The organism is Halomonas litopenaei (assembly GCF_003045775.1).
In the GTDB taxonomy this organism is placed as follows: Bacteria; Pseudomonadota; Gammaproteobacteria; order Pseudomonadales; family Halomonadaceae; genus Halomonas; species Halomonas litopenaei.
In genome coordinates this window covers 174607-192506 of record NZ_PXNS01000013.1, presented here as the reverse complement: position 1 = coordinate 192506, position 17900 = coordinate 174607, and the positions used below count along the sequence as shown (strand labels likewise).

The 17900-nt window shown below is 62.4% G+C and carries 13 protein-coding genes; 4 read left to right on the top strand and 9 right to left on the bottom strand.

All coding sequences use genetic code 11. The features are described from left to right. The coding region (locus C6W88_RS21930) for a hypothetical protein (RefSeq protein WP_231498702.1) at positions 1 to 187 on the top strand (187 nt) is incomplete at its 5' end. A 234-nt stretch (positions 188 to 421) separates the two neighbouring features. Here the strand turns inward: C6W88_RS21930 and pssA are convergent. Further along, complete coding sequence (gene pssA / locus C6W88_RS18585) at positions 422 to 1243, bottom strand: CDP-diacylglycerol--serine O-phosphatidyltransferase (RefSeq protein WP_045994259.1); 822 nt, start codon at positions 1241 to 1243, stop codon at positions 422 to 424. A gap of 262 nt (positions 1244 to 1505) precedes the next feature. Beyond that, complete coding sequence (gene ilvC, locus C6W88_RS18580) at positions 1506 to 2666, bottom strand: ketol-acid reductoisomerase (protein ID WP_258184008.1); 1161 nt, start codon at positions 2664 to 2666, stop codon at positions 1506 to 1508. 83 nt (positions 2667 to 2749) lie between these two features. Here ilvC and ilvY point away from each other — a divergent pair, with 83 nt between their 5' ends. Further along, positions 2750 to 3637 (top strand): HTH-type transcriptional activator IlvY, encoded by an 888-nt coding sequence (ilvY, locus tag C6W88_RS18575; protein WP_045994257.1) that lies wholly within the window; start codon positions 2750 to 2752, stop codon positions 3635 to 3637. A 74-nt stretch (positions 3638 to 3711) separates the two neighbouring features. Here ilvY and ilvN read toward each other — a convergent pair whose 3' ends face one another. Together ilvN and C6W88_RS18565 are read right to left on the bottom strand one after the other, a co-directional pair. After that, positions 3712 to 4203 (bottom strand): acetolactate synthase small subunit, encoded by a 492-nt coding sequence (gene ilvN / locus C6W88_RS18570; RefSeq protein WP_045994256.1) that lies wholly within the window; start codon positions 4201 to 4203, stop codon positions 3712 to 3714. Continuing rightward, positions 4203 to 5927 (bottom strand): acetolactate synthase 3 large subunit, encoded by a 1725-nt coding sequence (locus C6W88_RS18565; RefSeq protein ID WP_045994255.1) that lies wholly within the window; start codon positions 5925 to 5927, stop codon positions 4203 to 4205. Before C6W88_RS18565 ends, ilvN begins: the two co-directional genes overlap by 1 nt. An 883-nt stretch (positions 5928 to 6810) precedes the next feature. On the opposite strand from C6W88_RS18565, the gene C6W88_RS18560 reads away from it, so the two are divergent. Next, entirely contained in the window at positions 6811 to 8187 is a 1377-nt protein-coding gene (locus C6W88_RS18560; protein WP_108133542.1) for a sugar porter family MFS transporter, read from the top strand. A 415-nt stretch (positions 8188 to 8602) separates the two neighbouring features. On the opposite strand, the gene clpB is transcribed toward C6W88_RS18560, so the two are convergent. From clpB to rluD, 3 genes are all read right to left on the bottom strand, one after another. Beyond that, positions 8603 to 11185, bottom strand: coding sequence for an ATP-dependent chaperone ClpB (gene clpB / locus C6W88_RS18555; protein WP_108133541.1), 2583 nt, complete (start codon positions 11183 to 11185; stop codon positions 8603 to 8605). 160 nt (positions 11186 to 11345) lie between these two features. Then, entirely contained in the window at positions 11346 to 12101 is a 756-nt protein-coding gene (gene pgeF, locus C6W88_RS18550; protein WP_045994252.1) for a peptidoglycan editing factor PgeF, read from the bottom strand. Further along, on the bottom strand, positions 12098 to 13057 hold the full coding sequence (gene rluD / locus C6W88_RS18545; protein WP_108133540.1) for a 23S rRNA pseudouridine(1911/1915/1917) synthase RluD: 960 nt from the start codon (positions 13055 to 13057) through the stop codon (positions 12098 to 12100). The genes pgeF and rluD overlap by 4 nt, the downstream gene beginning before the upstream one ends. Before the next feature lie 165 nt (positions 13058 to 13222). On the opposite strand from rluD, the gene C6W88_RS18540 reads away from it, so the two are divergent. After that, positions 13223 to 14041, top strand: coding sequence for an outer membrane protein assembly factor BamD (locus tag C6W88_RS18540; RefSeq protein ID WP_108133539.1), 819 nt, complete (start codon positions 13223 to 13225; stop codon positions 14039 to 14041). Between the two features lie 253 nt (positions 14042 to 14294). Here the strand turns inward: C6W88_RS18540 and C6W88_RS18535 are convergent, their stop codons facing one another. Beyond that, on the bottom strand, positions 14295 to 16061 hold the full coding sequence (locus C6W88_RS18535) for a purine-cytosine permease family protein (protein ID WP_108133538.1): 1767 nt from the start codon (positions 16059 to 16061) through the stop codon (positions 14295 to 14297). 97 nt (positions 16062 to 16158) lie between these two features. After that, on the bottom strand, positions 16159 to 17484 hold the full coding sequence (locus tag C6W88_RS18530) for an ABC transporter substrate-binding protein (RefSeq protein ID WP_108133537.1): 1326 nt from the start codon (positions 17482 to 17484) through the stop codon (positions 16159 to 16161). Positions 17485 to 17900: the final 416 nt, after the last annotated feature.

Sequence of the window (17900 nt, the reverse complement as noted above, 5' to 3'; positions counted from 1 at the left end):
CCGATCGAGTGGCGAGCATTTTACCGATTTCTCGTTGCCCGTCAAGTGGAGAATTTTTCGAAGACTTGAAAAAGCCTTTTCAAAACAATCACTTTACCACCCTTCACCGCCTGTGACGTTTGCTCGTCGCCGGCAGCGGATGCGTACTTTACGCATCACTTCCGGCCTTGGCAAGCGCTTTTCGTAAAAAAATGCCAGATCATCGAGCAGTGTCGATCCAACAGCGGCACCATCTTGCCCACACCGCTCTATGGAACCCCCTGTGGATGAATGCACAGACTGCCCCAGAAGGCGCTTTCGGCACTCATACAAGAACAGGAACGCCCGCGCTAGGCGGGCGTTCCTGTCGGTCGTCAGTATAACGAAGCGTTGGGCTTGCTGCTCACATCGGCCTCTATTGTTACCGCAAGATGATCCTGGGCTAGGTCTTGAGCTTGCGCATCAGCGCCATCGTCGGACCGGACGCCACATAGGTACCGAACAGCAGCAACAGCATGACCGACGGCTCGATCGAGATCACGACAAATCCCAGCACGATGGCCAGCAGGGCCACAAAGGGCACCGGCCCCTTGAGATCGACATCCTTGAAGCTGTAGTAGCGAATGTTGCTGACCATCAAAATGCCAGCCGCCCCCACCACCAGCAGCATCAACAGCTTGAAGCCAAGAGCGGTGGCGTCGAAGCTGTGGAACGTCCACACACTGGCCGCCACCAGCGCCGCCGCCGACGGGCTGGGCAAGCCGATGAACCACTTCTTGTCGACGCTGCCGATCTGCACGTTGAACCGCGCCAGGCGAAGCGCCGCACAGGCCACGTACAGGAACGCCACCACCCATCCGGTCTTGCCGATGTCCTGCAGGATCCAGGTAAAGGCGACAAGCCCCGGCGCCATGCCAAAGGAGATCATGTCAGCAAGGCTGTCATATTCGGCGCCAAACTCGCTTTGTGTATTGGTCAGCCTGGCTACCCGGCCGTCGAGGCCATCGAGCACCATGGCGATGAAGATGGCCACCGAAGCGGCGGTGAAATCGCCATTGAGGGCGGCGACAACGGCGAAGAATCCCGAAAACAGCGCCGAGGTGGTGAACAGGTTCGGCAACAGGTAGATCCCCCGCCGTCGCACCTTCTTGCCGTCCTCGACCGCTTCTTCCACGACTTCGGATTCCCGCATGAAGGCGCTGGCCAGATCTTCATCCTGGGGCTCTCGTGGTTCCTGCTCACGCTTGCCTGCGTCTTCGCTCATCTCTGTCATCCATTGGCTTCGAGTATGGGATCATTCTACACGACCGGCCGGCCGTTACCGCCAACCTCGCGGCAGCCGCCCTCTCCCCCAGCCTCGGGCACCTGCGGGCCAAACGCAAGGCACAGCGCAGGATTCATGCGGCAGCACCATGACCACTCAGTCGTTCACCCATGACGCAACGGGGGAGGAGCACTGAGTGTGCTCCTCCCCCGTTTCTGTCCCCATCGGCGGGCAAGCCCGACGATGGGTTACCAGGAACCAATCAGTTCTTGGATTTGTCGACCAGCTGGTTGGCGGCGATCCAGGGCATCATGCCACGGAGCTTCTCACCGACCTGCTCGATCTCGTGCTCGGCGTTCAGGCGACGACGTGCGGTCATCGAGGGGTAGTTGCTGTTGCCCTCGTTGATGAACATCTTGGCGTACTCGCCGGTCTGGATACGCTTGAGGGCGTTGCGCATGGCGGCACGCGACTCGTCGTTGATGACCTCAGGGCCGGTCACGTACTCGCCATACTCCGCATTGTTGGAGATGGAGTAGTTCATGTTGGCGATGCCGCCTTCGTACATCAGGTCAACGATCAGCTTGAGCTCGTGGAGACACTCGAAGTAGGCCATTTCGGGGGCGTAGCCCGCTTCTGTCAGGGTCTCGAAGCCGGCCTTGACCAGTTCGACAGCGCCACCACACAGGACAGCCTGCTCACCGAACAGGTCGGTTTCGGTCTCGTCCTTGAAGGTGGTCTCGATGATGCCGCTGCGGCCACCACCGATGGCGGCGGCGTAGGACAGGCAGAGCTCCTTGGCCTGGCCGGTGGCATCCTGGTGGATGGCGATCAGGTCAGGAATACCGCCGCCACGGGCGAATTCGGAACGCACAGTGTGGCCCGGCGCCTTGGGGGCGATCATCACCACGTCCAGATCCTTGCGCGGCTCGATCTGGTTGTAGTGGATGTTGAAGCCGTGGGCGAAGGCCAGGGTAGCGCCTTCCTTGAGGTTCGGCTCGATTTCCTGCTCGTAGATGGCCTTCTGGTTCTCGTCCGGCGCCAGCACCATGACGACGTCGGCGGACTGGCAAGCCTCGGCCACAGAGGCCACCTTCAGGCCGGCGGCCTCCGCCTTGGCGGCGGAAGAAGAACCCGGGCGAAGCGCGACGGTGACGCTGACGCCGGATTCCTTCAGGTTGTTGGCGTGGGCGTGGCCCTGGGAGCCGTAGCCGACGATGGTGACCTGCTTGTTCTGGATCAGCTGAAGATCGCAGTCCTTGTCGTAATAAACGCGCATCTGGTGCTCCTGAAAACGAGTGCCTGCTCGGCGATAGAAGAGATCTTGTCTGTGTCGTGTTGCGTTCAGCGTTGATGGCCACCCGCGCCGTCTTGTGCGGCGCTGGGCAGACGAGGGGGCTCGCCCTCCGTCGATGCATCCCACCTTACGCCAGCGCCCGTATTGCGTAAAACGCTATATTTGCAATACTACGTGCCAAGATATGCAATTACAGGTCAGGACTCCCCATGGACTTCCGCCCCCTGAAGCACTTTCTGATGCTGGCCGATTCATTGCACTTCGGCCGTGCCAGCGAGGCCTGCCACGTGAGCCCATCGACCCTGAGCCGCTCCATTCGCCAACTGGAACAACAGCTCGGCGTGGTGCTGTTCAACCGTGACAATCGCCACGTGGTGCTGACCCCCCAGGGAAAGCGCTTCCAGCGCTATGCCAAGGAAGCCCTGGAAGAGTGGGAACAGGTCCGCCTGTCGTTGCAGAGCGAGGCCAAGCGCCTCAGTGGTGAAATCAGCATCTACTGCTCGGTGACCGCGAGCTACAGCTTTCTCTACAGCCTGCTGGCCGACTTCCGCCAGCGCTATCCCGCCATCGAGCTCAAGCTGCACACCGGCGACCCAGCCCGAGCCATCCAGCGAGTGCTGGCCGGCGACGAAGACATGGCCATTACCTCACGCCCGCGCCGCCTGCCCGATGGTCTCGCCTTCAAGTCGCTGACCCGCTCGGCACTGGTGTTCATCGCCCCACAAGAGCAACGACCGTGGGTGCCACAGCAACCGATGAGCCCGAGCCAGACACAGTGGCAAGGGGTGCCAATGATCCTGTCGGAGGCAGGGCTATCACGGGAACTGGCCGACACCTGGTTCAAGGCGCTGGGCGTGACCCCGACCATCTACGCCCAGGTAGCCGGCCACGAAGCCATCGTCAGTATGGTCGGACTCGGCTTCGGCATCGGTGTGGTGCCACGCATCGTGCTGGAGGCGAGCCCGCTGGCCGAACGCGTGAGAATACTCCCGGTCAAGCCGGAACTGCCGCACTACGACGTGGGCCTCTGTGTGCTGGAGCGGCGCCTGAAGAGCCCGTTGATCGATGCCCTGTGGCAGGAAGTCGTGGAGCGTTGAGGCCGGGCACGAAAACGCCGCCCCGAGAGGCGGCGTAACAGGTTCACCGGCTGCCCACCAGGGCCAACGGCTTGCTAGAGGCTCAGCACCTTGTCACCACGGGCGATACCCGAGACGCCGGTGCGCGCTACTTCGAGAATGCCCACGGGGCCCATCGCCTGCAGGAAGGCGTCGAGCTTCTCGGCATCGCCAGTGATCTGCACGGTGTACAGACTCGGGGTGACGTCGACGATCTGGGCACGGAAGATGTCTACCGTGCGCTTGACCTCATCGCGGGCAGCGCCCAGCGCCTTGACCTTCACCAGCATCAACTCACGCTCGATATGGTTGCCTTCGGTGAGATCCACCAGCTTGACCACGTCGATCAACTTGTTGAGGTGCTTGGTGATCTGCTCGATCACCCGGTCGTCCCCGACGGTGGTCACGGTCAGACGCGACAGGGTCGGGTCATCGGTGGGCGCCACGTTGAGGGTTTCGATGTTGAAGTTGCGCTGGGAGAACAGCCCCACGACCCGCGACAGCGCACCCGGTTCGTTTTCCATCAGAATCGAGATGATATGTCGCATCAGGTCCGCTCCGTCTTGGAAAGCAGCATGTCACGCATGGAGCCCAGAGGCACCTGCATCGGATAGACGTGCTCGTGCGGGTCCACCGCGACGTCGAGGAACACCAGCTCATGGGTGTCGGCGAAGGTACGCGCCAGCGCCTCTTCCAGATCCTCTTTCTTCTCGACCCTGAGCGCGGTGAAACCGTAGGCCTCGATCAGCATCTGGAAGTCCGGCAGCGACTCCATGTAGGAGTGAGCATGGCGGGACTTGTAGTTGAGGTCCTGCCACTGGCGCACCATGCCCAGCGAGCCGTTGTTGAGATTGATGATCTTGACCCCACCACCGAACTGCTTACAGGTGGAGAGTTCCTGCATCATCATCTGGAAGCTGCCTTCGCCGGTCACGCAGACCACCTCCTCATCGGGGAAGTTCTGCTTGACGCCCATGGCCGCGGGAAAACCGAAGCCCATGGTGCCGAGTCCACCGGAGGTGATCAGCCGATTAGGCTTGTCGAACTTGTAGTACTGGGCTGCGAACATCTGGTGCTGACCCACGTCGGTGGTGACGTACGCCTCGCCACGAGTCACCCGGCAGATGGCCTCGATCACCTCCTGCGGCTTGAGCACCTCGCCGGGCCTGGACGGCTCGTAGAGCTTGCCCTTGCGCTCGTCGCGCCACTCGTCGATGGTCTTCCACCAGTCCTTGAGCGCGTCGGGATTGGCGATCTCATGGCCCTGCACCAGGCTGATCATTTCGTTGATCACGCTGGCCGCAGGTCCAACGATGGGCACGTCTGCGCGCACCGTCTTGGACACCGAGCTGGGGTCGATATCCACGTGGATGATCTTGGCCGTGGGGCAGAACTTCGAGGTATTGTTGGTCACACGATCGTCGAAACGCGCGCCGATGGCGATCACCAGGTCGGCGTGATGCATCGCCATGTTGGACTCATAGGAGCCGTGCATGCCGAGCCAGCCCAGGCACTGATCGTCGCTCTGGGGGTAAGCCCCGATGCCCATCAAGGTGGTGGTGATCGGAAAGCCGAGCTGCTTGACCAGATCGGTCAGCCCCTCGCAAGCACGCCCCTGGACCACGCCACCACCGGTGTAGAACACCGGACGACGGGCCTTGAGCATCAGCTCGACGGCCTTCTTGATCTGTCCGGTATGGCCTCGACTGACCGGGTTGTACGAGCGGATCTTGACCTTCTTCGGATAGACGTACTCGTAGCGCTCGGTGGGCGCCGTCATGTCCTTGGGTATATCCACCAGCACCGGACCGGGACGCCCGGTGGCAGCGAGATAGAAGGCCTTCTTGAGCACCTCGGGAATCTCGCTCGGGTGCTTGATCGAGAAGCTGTGCTTCACGATCGGCCGGGTGACACCGACGATATCGGTCTCCTGGAAGGCATCGTCACCGATCAGATGGCTCATCACCTGACCACAGAGCACGACCATCGGGATCGAGTCCATATAGGCAGTGGCGATGCCGGTCACCGCATTGGTGGCCCCCGGCCCCGAGGTGACCAGTACCACCCCGGGCTTGCCGGACGCCCGTGCATAGCCGTCGGCGGCGTGGGTCGCGGCCTGCTCGTGGCGAACCAGGATGTGCTTGACCTTGTCCTGACGGAACAAGGCATCGTAGATGTGTAGTGCGGCGCCGCCCGGATAGCCGTAGATGTATTCCACGCCCTCATCCTGGAGGAAGCGGGCGATCATGTCCGCGCCTGAAAGCAATTCCACAGATGTATCTCCCCTGGAGGTCTCGAGTGCGATTCGCACCTGTCGTGGGTACGAAGTCGAGTGCAGCGGTATGCTGCTGCCGGCGCACCGGCACCTGATGCCAAACCCTGGCGTCCGTCGGCCCGGTTGGGGCCTGCACTCTCATCACGGCGGGTCACCGCGTCGGGGCGTTGGCCAGGCGGGGCGGTTAACCCGAACCTGGTAGTCCTTCGGCGGGTAGAGGCCCATTGGCCTACCCTTCACGCGGCGTTGGGGGTCACCCATCGTGCCGCGCCCGCAGTCAGGAACCCTCAAGATTCCAATAGCGCTCTGTGACTGTCAACCGCCGTTCCCATCGCGCTCGGTCAGAGCACTCTGAAAGGCCTCTTTTCGCGGGTGCAGCAAGACCAATGTCTAACGCCGTTTTCTCGAAATCTGGCCATGACGCTGCTGTAATGACGCCAGGTGACACGATTCACTTACTTTACCAGACACCGATGGAGAGGGTGCGGCGGAAAGTCGCCACGACAGCCGGAGCATGACGACAGGAGAGTTTCTCTCTGCCCCGCCCCGGGTCTGATCGGCACCGCTGACGATCAGCGAACGACTCGCCGACGCTTTCAAATCGGGTCGCTGACACTTGCCATCTGGATCGCTGACGCCTCAAGAGAGAATCGATTCACCCAAGGATTTCTCTAGGCGCTGTCCGAAAAGTCGACGAGCGAAGGTTAGACAAGGCAAAAATCGGTGAGACAGCGCAGTTTACGGGGTGTAAATGAGCATTTTGATCCGATTTTTAACGCCGTATTACCGAGCGCAGGCACTTTTCAGACAAGCCCTAGACAACCACAAGGTCTTTTCGACAACCACAACAACGCCCCCCTTTCACAGGAGGTAGCACTACATGTCTCGCATCGTGCAATGGTCCATCACCGTGGCGCTGGCAGGATTCCTGTTCGGCTTCGACACCGCGGTCATCTCCGGGGCCGACAAGCCCATCCAGGCGCTGTGGGGTCTCAGCGACCTGCAGCATGGCCTGCTGATCATGTCCATGGCCCTTTGGGGCACCGTGATCGGTGCCATCTTCGGCAACTGGCCCACCGATGCGCTGGGAAGGCGCGCCACCCTGCTGATGATCGGTGTGTTGTACCTGGTCTCCGCGGTGGGCTCGGCGGTGGTGTCCGACCCCTGGCTGTTCGCCTTCTTCCGCCTGATCGGCGGCATCGGCGTCGGCATCTCGTCGGTGGCGGCCCCTACCTATATCTCCGAGATCGCCCCGCCGCGCCATCGTGGCTTTCTGGTCGCCATGTACCAGTTCAATATCGTCTTCGGCATCCTCATGGCATTCGTCTCCAACTATGTGATCGGCAGCCTGATGAGCGACGACGCCTGGCGCTGGATGCTGGGTATCGAGGCCATCCCTGCACTGATCTACACCCTGATGATTACCCGTGTCCCGCGCAGTCCGCGCTGGCTCATCCTCAAGAAGAACGCTATCGAGGAAGCCGGCCAGGTACTTCGCCAGATCAACCCTGACGCCGATGTCGACGCCGAGATCAACGCCATTCGCGCCGCCGAAACCGACGAAGCGTCCGCCAAGGCCCCCTTCTTCTCGCGTCGCTATCGTCTGCCGATTCTGCTGGCCTTCCTGATCGCCTTCTTCAACCAGCTCTCGGGCATCAACTTCATCATCTACTATGCCCCCCGGGTGCTCGAAGCCGCCGAACTCGGTAGCCAGGCAGCGCTTCTGTCCACCGCCGGCATCGGTCTGGTCAACCTGGTCTTCACCATGATCGGGATGTCGCTGATCGACCGCTTCGGCCGCCGCACCCTGCTGTTCATCGGCTCGGCCGGCTATCTGCTGTCGCTGGTGCTGATCTCTCGCGCCTTCTTCGCCGACGCCCTGGGCGGACTCGAAGTCCCGCTGCTGCTGGGACTGTTCATCGCTGCCCATGCCATCAGTCAGGGTGCGGTCATCTGGGTGTTCATCTCCGAGGTCTTCCCCAACCACGTGCGTGCCCGCGGCCAATCCTTCGGTGCCTCGATCCACTGGGTCTTCGCTGCGCTGATCACCCTGGTCATGCCCTGGGTGCTGGGCACCTTCAGCGGCGGGCCGGTGTTCACCTTCTTCGCGGTAATGATGCTGCTGCAACTGGTGTTCGTGATATTCCTGATGCCAGAGACCAAGAACGTCAGTCTCGAGGAACTGCAAAAGCACCTGGTGGGCGACAACGTACGCCTGCGACGCGTGCACCTGTCCGGCGCCCGGGCGACGCGCTAGGCGCTGTCCGAAAAGTCGACGAGCGAAGGTTAGACAAGGCAAAAATCGGTGAGAAAGCGCAGTTTACGGGGTGTAAATGAGCATTTTGACCGGGCTGGCGCACCAGCCGATTTTTAACGCCGTATTACCGAGCGCAGGCACTTTTCAGACAAGCCCTAGGGCTTGGCAAGAATAAGCCCGCGCTCGTTGCCCTTTCGGGCAGAACCCAAGCCTTGATGAACGCCACGAAAAAGCCCGCCGGGTGGGGAACCGGGCGGGCAAGGGGGTCACAGGACGCAACCTGACCTTCAGTATAGCGACCGATTAACCATTTGCTTGAGAATGGGTATTCGAATTACCCATCATGCACGAATGCCAGCCGAAGGCATCAGGCCCCTCCTTGATGAAGGGGCCTTCTTGCGTGATCGACCCGTGGTCAGCGGTCGAAACGTAACTGACCATCGTCGGCGACCACGCGGATCACGTCGCCAGCGCTGAACTTGCCGGCCAGCAGGTCCTGTGCCAGCGGGTTCTCGATCCGGCTCTGCAGGGCGCGCTTGAGCGGACGAGCGCCATAGACGGGGTCGAAGCCGACCACCGCCAACAGTGCCAACGCCTCGTCGGAGACCGTGAGCCCGAGATCGTGTTCTGCCAGCCGCGTGCGCAGACGTTCAAGCTGGATGCCGGCGATCGCCTGGATCTGATCCTGGCCGAGGGCGTGGAACACCACCACTTCATCGATGCGGTTGATCAACTCAGGCCGGAAGTGGCTTCCGACCACCTCCATCACCGTCTGACGCATGCTGTCGTAGTCGGCGTCGTCACCACCGAACTGCTGGATGATGTCGGACGCCAGGTTGGAGGTCATCACGATGACGGTGTTGCGGAAATCCACCGTGCGCCCCTGGCCGTCGGTCAGGCGACCATCCTCCAGCACCTGCAACAGGATGTTGAAGACGTCCGGGTGGGCCTTCTCCACCTCGTCGAGCAGCAGCACCGAATAGGGTTTGCGGCGCACCGCTTCGGTCAGGTAGCCGCCTTCTTCATAGCCGACATAGCCGGGAGGCGCGCCGATCAACCGCGCCACCGAGTGCTTCTCCATGAACTCGGACATGTCGATGCGCACCATGGCTTCCTCGGTGTCGAACAGGAAGTTGGCCAGCGACTTGCACAGTTCGGTCTTGCCCACCCCGGTCGGGCCGAGAAACAGGAAGGAGCCGTTGGGCCGGTTGGGGTCGGCCAAGCCCGCGCGGGAGCGCCGCACCGCGTTGGCCACGGCGGTGACCGCTTCGTCCTGACCGATGACCCGCTGGTGCAGGGCCTCCTCCATGCGCAGGAGCTTGTCGCGCTCGCCCTCGAGCATCTTGGCCACCGGAATGCCGGTCCAGCGTGACACCACCTCGGCGATTTCCTCCTCGGTGACGTTGGAGCGCAAAAGCTTGTGGTGACGGGTGTCCGCCTCGGCATCGCCGCTCTCGGCAATCTTCTTCTCGAGCTCCGGAATCACCCCGTACTGCAGTTCCGACATCCGCCCCAGGTCGCCCTGGCGGCGAGCCTGCTCCAGGTCGACCCGCGCCCGGTCTAGCTCGTCCTTGAACTGGGCCGCGCCCTGGATGCTGGCCTTCTCGGCCTTCCAGATCTCGTCCAGGTCGGCGTACTCGCGCTCCAGCTCGCCGATCTGTTCCTCAAGGGTATCGAGGCGCTTGCGCGAGGCCTCGTCGGTTTCCTTCTTGAGGTGCTCGCGCTCCATCTTCAACTGGATCAGGCGACGATCCAGACGGTCCATTTCCTCCGGCTTGGAGTCGAGCTCCATGCGAATGCGCGACGACGCCTCGTCGATCAGGTCGATGGCCTTGTCCGGCAGCTGACGATCGGTGATGTAGCGCGTCGACAGCTTGGCCGCCGCGATGATCGCGCCGTCGGTAATGTCGACGCCGTGGTGCACCTCGTAGCGCTCCTTGAGGCCACGCAGGATCGCCACCGTGTCTTCCTCGCTGGGCTCGTCCACCTGCACCTTCTGGAAGCGCCGCTCCAGCGCCGCATCCTTCTCGATGTACTTGCGGTACTCGTCCAGGGTAGTGGCACCGACACAGTGCAGCTCACCCCGGGCCAGCGCCGGCTTGAGCATGTTGCCGGCGTCCATGGCGCCCTCGGCCTTGCCCGCACCGACCATGGTGTGCAATTCGTCGATGAACAGGATGACCCGCCCTTCTTCCTGGGACAGCTCGTTGAGCACCGCCTTCAGGCGCTCCTCGAATTCACCGCGGAACTTGGCCCCGGCCAGCAGCGAGCCCATGTCCAGCGACAGCACGCGCTTGTCCTTGAGCCCCTCGGGCACCTCGCCGTTGATGATGCGGCTGGCCAGCCCCTCGACGATGGCGGTCTTGCCGACGCCAGGCTCGCCGATCAGCACCGGGTTGTTCTTGGTGCGCCGCTGCAGCACCTGGATGGTGCGACGGATCTCGTCGTCTCGCCCGATCACCGGATCCAGCTTGCCGTCGGCGGCCCGCTGGGTCAGATCCAGGGTGTACTTCTCCAGCGCCTCGCGGCTGTCCTCGGCGTTGGCGTCATCCACCTTCTGGCCACCGCGCACGCTATCGATGGCGCCCTCCAGCGACTTGCGCGCAAGGCCAGCCTGGGTCAGCGCCTTGGCCACGGCATGCTTCATGGCGATTGCCGCCAGCAGTACCAGTTCACTGGCGATGTATTGATCGCCACGCTTCTGGGCCTCGGCATCGGTGAGGTTGAACAGCTTGATCAGATCCCGGGACGGCTGCACTTCGCCGTCGAACTGGGCGACCTGGGGCAGATCGTCGATCTGGCCCGCCAGGGCGTCACGCAGCCGACCGGCGTCGCCCCCCGCCTTCTGTACCAGCGCCTTGACGCCGGTGTCGCGGTTGTCGAGCAGCGCCAGCAGCAGGTGCGCAGGTTCCATCTGATTGTGCCCGCGCCCCACGGCGAGGGACTGGGCGTCGGCGATAGCCTGCTGCAGCTTGGCGGTAAACTTGTCAAAACGCATCGATATCTCCTTTCGGGATGGCGATGCGTTCGGACGCACCGCTTGACCCTGTCAATGTGACTTGACAGAGATATGGCGGTGCTTTAGGGACGTTTCAAGTCTAGTGAAGCAGTTTCACGTCTAGAGGGGAGTCTCGGGAAAAGTACGACGTCGGTCCGTTCTATCGCAGCCAGATCACGCTGGCCATGCGCCCGGTGACGCCGTCGTCACGACGATGGGAATAGAAGCGTGATTCACAGGCGGTGCAGAAGTGCCCGCCGCTGACGTGGGAGACGCCAAGACGTTCAAGCCGCAGACGCGCCAGCTTGTAAAGGTCCGCCATATAGTGCCCCAGGCGATAGGGACTCGGTTCAAAGGCGCTGGCTGCCTCGGGGTGCACGCCGCAGAAGGCCTCACGCACCTCGGGGCCAACCTCGAACTGAGCGTTGGAGATCGCCGGCCCCAACCAGGCCATCAGTTCCCCAGGCGCAGTGCCCAGGGAGGCCACGGTAGCCTCCAGCACGCCACCGGCCAGGCTGCGCCAGCCAGCGTGGGCCAGCGCCACGCGCTCTCCGCCACGATCACAGAAGAACACCGGCAGACAGTCCGCCGTCAGTATCACGCAGGCGTAGTCACGGGTGGTCGCCACCGAGGCATCGGCCTTGGGTATGGTGTCACTGAAGCCATGCTGGACGCTGGCACCGTGGACCTGATCGAGCCACAGCAGCGGACGCTCATCGCCCAGTTCCTTGCTCAACTGGCGCCGACAAAGCTCCACATGTTCCGGCTTGTCGCCGACGTGACTCGCCGGGTTGAAGGCGGCGTAGGGCCCCTGGCTGGGGCCGGTCTCGCGGGTGGTGACGAAGGCACCGACATTGGCCGGAGCAGGCCAGTCGGGCACGATCACGCTGGGGCGCAGGTCGAGGGCATCGATCATTGCATGGTCTCCGCATCGTCACGCAGGAAGTCCAGCAGCATCAGCAGGTCATCCGGCAGCGGCGCCTGGAAGCTGACCTCCTCGCCGCGACTCGGGTGGACGAAGGCCAGTCGACGCGCGTGCAGCGCCTGGCGCGGAAACTCGCGCAGGATTTCCTTGAGCGTCTGCTCCGCTCCGGGCGGCAGTTTGAGTCGCCCACCGTAAACCGGGTCGCCGATCAACGGAAAGCGCCGGTGCGCCATGTGCACGCGAATCTGGTGAGTACGGCCGGTCTCCAGCTTGCAGCGAACGTGGGTATGGGCACGAAAGCGCTCCACCACCCGATAGTGGGTCACCGCCGGCTTGCCCGAGGCGGTAACCGCCTGGCGCTTGCGGTCCTTGGGATGTCGGCCGATCGGCGCATCCACGGTGCCGCCGGAGGTCATCTTGCCCACCACGATGGCGTCATACTCCCGCGACACGCTACGCGCCTGCAGCTGCGCCACCAGGTCAGCGTGGGCGGCCAGGGACTTGGCCACCACCATCAGCCCGCTGGTGTCCTTGTCGAGGCGATGCACGATACCGGCACGAGGCAAGGTGGCGGCGTCGGGAAAGTGGTGCAGCAAGGCATTGAGCAGGGTCCCGTCGGGGTTGCCCGCAGCGGGGTGAACCACCAGCCCCGGCGGCTTGTTGACCACCAGTACCTGGTCGTCCTCGAACACCACCTCGAGCGGAATATCCTGCGCCTCGAAGCGAGTGTCATCCTCGATGAGGGCCTTGAGCACCAGCCTTTCACCACCGTGGACCTTGTCCTTGGGCTTGGCCGCAGCCCCATCCAGGGTCAGGGAACCGTCCTTGATCCAACCCTTCAACCGCTCCCGGGAATAGTCGGCAAACAATTCCGCTGCGGCCTGGTCCAGGCGATAGCCTGCCATGTCGAGGGGAATGCGACTGTGGACGTCGAGGGTCTGTGACATGGTTCGGAACACTTCTCTGTGGGGATCGAAGATTGATGGCAACTCGCGCACAAAACACGTGGCCCGCAGCAGGAAGACTGCGTTTCCAGGCAAGGTGCTTTATAGTGGGCGGATCGCGGCCGATTCTACCACGGCCGACCCGGGTTGTTTGACACGAGGACCAAGATGCGCGTTTTCACTACTTCCGCCGCTCGCCTGGGCGCCCTGGTGTTGATGGGCGCGGTACTCGGCGGCTGCGCCAGCAACGACGTCGAGGAAGAGCGCTACGACGGCGCCACCGAACGCCAGCTCTACCAGGAAGGTCGCCAGGCCCTGGAGAACGGCAGCTTTACCACGGCCATGAACCGCCTGGAAGCCATCGACACCCGCTTCCCCTTCGGCGACTACGCCGAACAGGCCCAGCTCGAACTCATCTATACCTACTACGAGATGGATGACTGGGAAGCCGCCCGGGCCGCCGCCAGCCGCTTCATTCGCCTGCACCCCAACCATGCGCAGGTCGACTACGCCTACTACATGCGCGGGCTGGCCGCCTGGCAGGCCGGTCGTTTCAGCCTGGAGTCGCTCAAGGTCATCGATATCTCGGAGCGGGACCTCGGCGCTACCCGAGACGCCTACACCGACTTTACCGACCTGATCACCCGCTATCCGGACAGTCCGTACGCCCCGGACGCGCAACAGCGCATCATCTACCTGCGCAACCTGCTGGCCCAGCAAGAGCTGCATGTGGCCGACTTCTACCTGCGCAAGAAGGCCTACATGGCCGCCGTGCAGCGGGGTCGCTGGGTGTTGGAGAACTACCCCCAGGCCGAGGCTACCCGCGACGCCCTGGCGGTGATGGTCGAAGGCTACCTCGGCATGGGCCTGCGTGATCGCGCCAGCGAGACGCTGCAGGTGCTGATCGAGAACGACCCGGACAACGAGCGCCTCAACGGTCGTCGCTTCGAACCCAAGTACGTCGACGACGCCCCACTGAGCGCCTGAACGACCGCAAGGCAGGCGGTGCCGTGAGGTGACCGGCAGGCCAAAGAAAGGAGAAGGGGCCGCCCATGGGCGGCCCCTTCTTGTTGCAGCGCTTGCTGTCATCCGCTCTGCGCTTCGCTTCGTTTCCTTTCTCTTCGTCCAGCTCCCATCTTGGCGCTCCAGGGCTGCGATCCACCGTCCTTCCGCCGTCGCTGGCCTGTGGCTGCCCTTGGCGTCCACCGCAGGCCAGGCTCCGGCTATTTTCTGCTTCTACTCAACCTGTCGATGCCTGGGACGGTGTGCCTTCGGGCTCCCGACGCTTGAACTGCTTGGAGCGCTGCAGGCCCCAGTAGGCGAAGACGAAGTAGATAACCGTGCACCAGATGGTGATGTCGTAGAACAGCTCACGATTGACGTAGTACTGATACAGGTCGGGGCTTTCAAACATCACCCGCCAGGCCAGCACCGCTGGCACACCCAGTCCAACGATCCCCCACATCACCTTGATGCCCTTGGATAGCAGTGTCTTGTCCTCCACGCCTTCGCGGTACTTTTCCGCCGCCTTGCGCCGGTGATGTTCGACCACCCGCTCGTTGAACTCCTGCTGGGCCTTTTCCTTCTCTGGATAGGCCTCACAGGCACCGGCCCTTCGCGCCAGCACCACGTAGACCAGGATCGACACAAACCAGGTCGGCAGGAACAGGTAGTAGAACGGCATCACGTCGAGGACATTGAGCCCAAAACCGAAGATCAGCGAGATACCCCAGCTGGCGATCGCCGGCCGGTTGTCGGCAAGGCCCTTGAAGTTGGCCCAGTAGCGGGTCATGCCGAGCCGCGGGAACAGCTGGTACTCAGCAAAGGCGATGCCGCCCACCGGCACCAGGATCAGGCCAGCGTAAGTCAGCAGTGGCAACATGCTGCGGTAGACGAAGGGGAAACAGCTCGCGCCCATCACCCCGAGCCCCACCAGCATGGTCACCTTCCAGCGCTTGACCTCGGGCATCAGCGCCTGGGCGGCCAGACCGGCGCGGTACAGGTTGGAATTCGCCGTGGTCCAGCCGGCCACGATCACGATCACGAAGCCGGACATTCCCAACGCGTAGAACGCCACATCGCCGGGGTCGACCACCAGGATACTGAGCTTCATGGTGGCGGCGGTGGCCGCCCCCATCAGGCCCGCCGAGATCCAGGCCACATAGTGGCCGAACATCATGCCGGTACTGGTGGCCAGGGCGTAGCGCTTCTTGCGGGCATAGCGCAAAAGCGCCATGTCGATCAGTCCGAAGTGGGCGAAGGTATTGGCGGCCCAGGCGAAGCCGATGACCTCCCACAGCCCGATCCCCGGTTCGCCATCGGCGTTGATGCCGGTGAATACGCTGGCACTGGCGATGGCGACGAAATCCGAAAAACTCGTCAGGGTGGTAAAACCGGTCACCGACTCCGACAGCGCCGGTATCAAGACCATGCCGCCGGCGGTGAACATCACCATCAGCCAGGGTGCACAGATGCTGGCGAACTCGCTCAGGGCGTTGAAGCCGAAGGCCGCGACCAGCACCACGATGGCCCCTACGGCAAAGGCGATGATGACGAAGGCCATGTCGGTGGGATAGGGCGCCACCTGAGGTGGCACATCGAAAAGCACCCGCACCGCGGTGGCAGAGACCGTGATCATGGCCGCCGAGATGGCAGCAAAGATCACCACATTGGCGCCGTTGTAGAGCTTCGCCATGACGTTGCCGGCGATGCGTTCCAGGTAGGCGAAAAGACTGAGCCGGGTGCCGACGGCGATCGGTGCGGTGATCAGAGTGAAACTCAGTATCGCCAGGGTGTTGCCGATGACCAGACCGATCAGAATGTCCCAGATGCCGGCACCGAGGCCGACGAAGGTGGCACCGATCACGAACTCGGTCGCGGCCACGTGCTCTGCGGCATACAGTCCGAGAAAGTGCTTGGCACCGTGCTGCTTGTGGGGCGGAACCGGCAGCTGTTCATCGTCGACGCTGTCTAGAGATTGCTGCGGGTCAAATCCGGATGTCGCCATGGGCGCCTCCTTGTGTGTCACTCATCTCGCTTGCGGGTGAACGTCGCACCTGCGGGCTCACCCGTTCCGCCGGCTTCCTTCGAGGAGCCGATCGCCACTACTGCTGAGCAAAGCGTGCCTGCTCGGTCACCTTCTCGGTGACCCACTGAGCATCTTCGATGGCTTCCTCGGCGGAGATGTCTCCGGCCAACGCCTTGGCGAAGCGGTTACCCACCGCCGTACCGATACCCTGAAAAGCGGGGATCGCCACGTACTGAACGCCTCGATAGGGCACCGCCTGTACCGTCGGGTCATCCGGATTGGCGCTTCTCAACGATTCCAGCACCAGCTCACTGTAGGGCGCGGCCTCGCGGTAACTCGGATTGTCGTAAAGCGGAGCACGGGTCCCCGGCGGCACCTGGGACCAGCCCTCTCGCTCGGCTACCAGTTCCTGATAGCCCCGGGAGGTGGCCCAGGCGACAAAGCGCTTGGCCGCCTCGCTCTGCTCGGAACTGGAGGGAATCGCCAGCGCCCAGGCCCACAGCCAATTGCTGCGCTTGTCCAGTCCGTTATCAGGCGCCAGAGCGAACCCCACGCGATCGGCGACCTCGGAGGCCTCGGGATCGGTCACCGCGGATGCGGCCACGGTGGCATCTACCCAGATGCCGCACTTGCCCTGTTGAAACAGCGCGAGATTCTCGTTGTAGCCGTTGTCTTCCGGATTCGGCGGGCCGTACTCTCCCAACAAGGTCAGATAGAGATCCAGCGCATCGCGCCAGCCACCTCCCTCGAGCTGTGGCTGCCACTCTTCATCGAACCAGCGACCGCCGAAGGCGTTGGCCATGGCGGTCAACAGGGCCATGTTCTCGCCCCACCCCGGCTTGCCCCGCAGGCAGATGCCGTAGTGTTCATCGGAGTCCGAGAGCTTTTCTGCCGCCTGTGCCAGAAAGTCCCAGCTCGGCGCCCTGGGCATGCTCAGGCCCGCATCCTCGAACAGGTCCGTGCGGTACATGGTGAAGGCGGACTCCGCATAGAAGGGAGCCGCGTAGAGAACATCCTGATAGGACAGCGCCTGGCGCACGGTGGGCAGCAGATCCTCGGGCTGGTAGTCGCCAGGCATGTCGGCGATGGGTACGAGCCAGCCACGTTCCGCCCAGATGGGGGCTTCGTAGGTGCCGATGGTAACGATGTCGAAGCGCCCCCCGGAGGTGGCGATATCGGTGGTGACCTGCTGGCGCAGCGTACTCTCGTCCAACGTCACCCAGTTGAGCTGAATATCGGAATGCTCCGCGACAAAGTCCTCGCTCAGCTCTCGCATCCGCAGCATGTCCCGGTTATCCACCGTGGCAATGGTCAACTCGGCAGCCACGCCATGCTGGGCAAACACCGCCCCACCCCCCATTACCAGCGCACAAGCGGTTTTAACTCGAAAGGACGTCATCATTCGCGCTCCCTCTGCCGGCGTTATAGGTTCCTTTTCTAAAAAAACCTTAGCACCATGGCGTCGTCCCAACATTGAAATGTCGCGCTTTATTTACCGGGACATTGGTCTAAACACACCCAGAAACCACTATTAAAAATTAATTTAATTAGGCACATATGATTTCAAAAAACCCATGAAAAACAATGGCAAGGAATAAATCTGCGCCTATCCCCCTGAAAACAACCATACTAGTTCAGCAAGAACTGCGATATCGCCTACACCTCGCACCGCACTCTTCTCCATTACCTTTACGATGCCTATTGGCGCTTCAGTCATGAAGGCTTAAATCATCTCTTCCGACGAATATGCAAAGTGACGTCGATCACCGTGTAAAAACGGCGTACGCATCAAAGCAAATACCATCTAATGGTCGCGGG

Excerpts from the sequence above, each read along its gene's own strand:
- pssA (WP_045994259.1), bottom strand. The coding sequence starts at position 1,243 with ATGAGCGAAGACGCAGGCAAGCGTGAGCAGGAACCACGAGAGCCCCAG.
- ilvY (WP_045994257.1), top strand. The coding sequence starts at position 2,750 with ATGGACTTCCGCCCCCTGAAGCACTTTCTGATGCTGGCCGATTCATTG.
- ilvN (WP_045994256.1), bottom strand. The coding sequence starts at position 4,203 with ATGCGACATATCATCTCGATTCTGATGGAAAACGAACCGGGTGCGCTG.
- C6W88_RS18560 (WP_108133542.1), top strand. The coding sequence starts at position 6,811 with ATGTCTCGCATCGTGCAATGGTCCATCACCGTGGCGCTGGCAGGATTC.
- clpB (WP_108133541.1), bottom strand. The coding sequence starts at position 11,185 with ATGCGTTTTGACAAGTTTACCGCCAAGCTGCAGCAGGCTATCGCCGAC.
- pgeF (WP_045994252.1), bottom strand. The coding sequence starts at position 12,101 with ATGATCGATGCCCTCGACCTGCGCCCCAGCGTGATCGTGCCCGACTGG.
- rluD (WP_108133540.1), bottom strand. The coding sequence starts at position 13,057 with ATGTCACAGACCCTCGACGTCCACAGTCGCATTCCCCTCGACATGGCA.
- C6W88_RS18540 (WP_108133539.1), top strand. The coding sequence starts at position 13,223 with ATGCGCGTTTTCACTACTTCCGCCGCTCGCCTGGGCGCCCTGGTGTTG.
- C6W88_RS18535 (WP_108133538.1), bottom strand. The coding sequence starts at position 16,061 with ATGGCGACATCCGGATTTGACCCGCAGCAATCTCTAGACAGCGTCGAC.
- C6W88_RS18530 (WP_108133537.1), bottom strand. The coding sequence starts at position 17,484 with ATGATGACGTCCTTTCGAGTTAAAACCGCTTGTGCGCTGGTAATGGGG.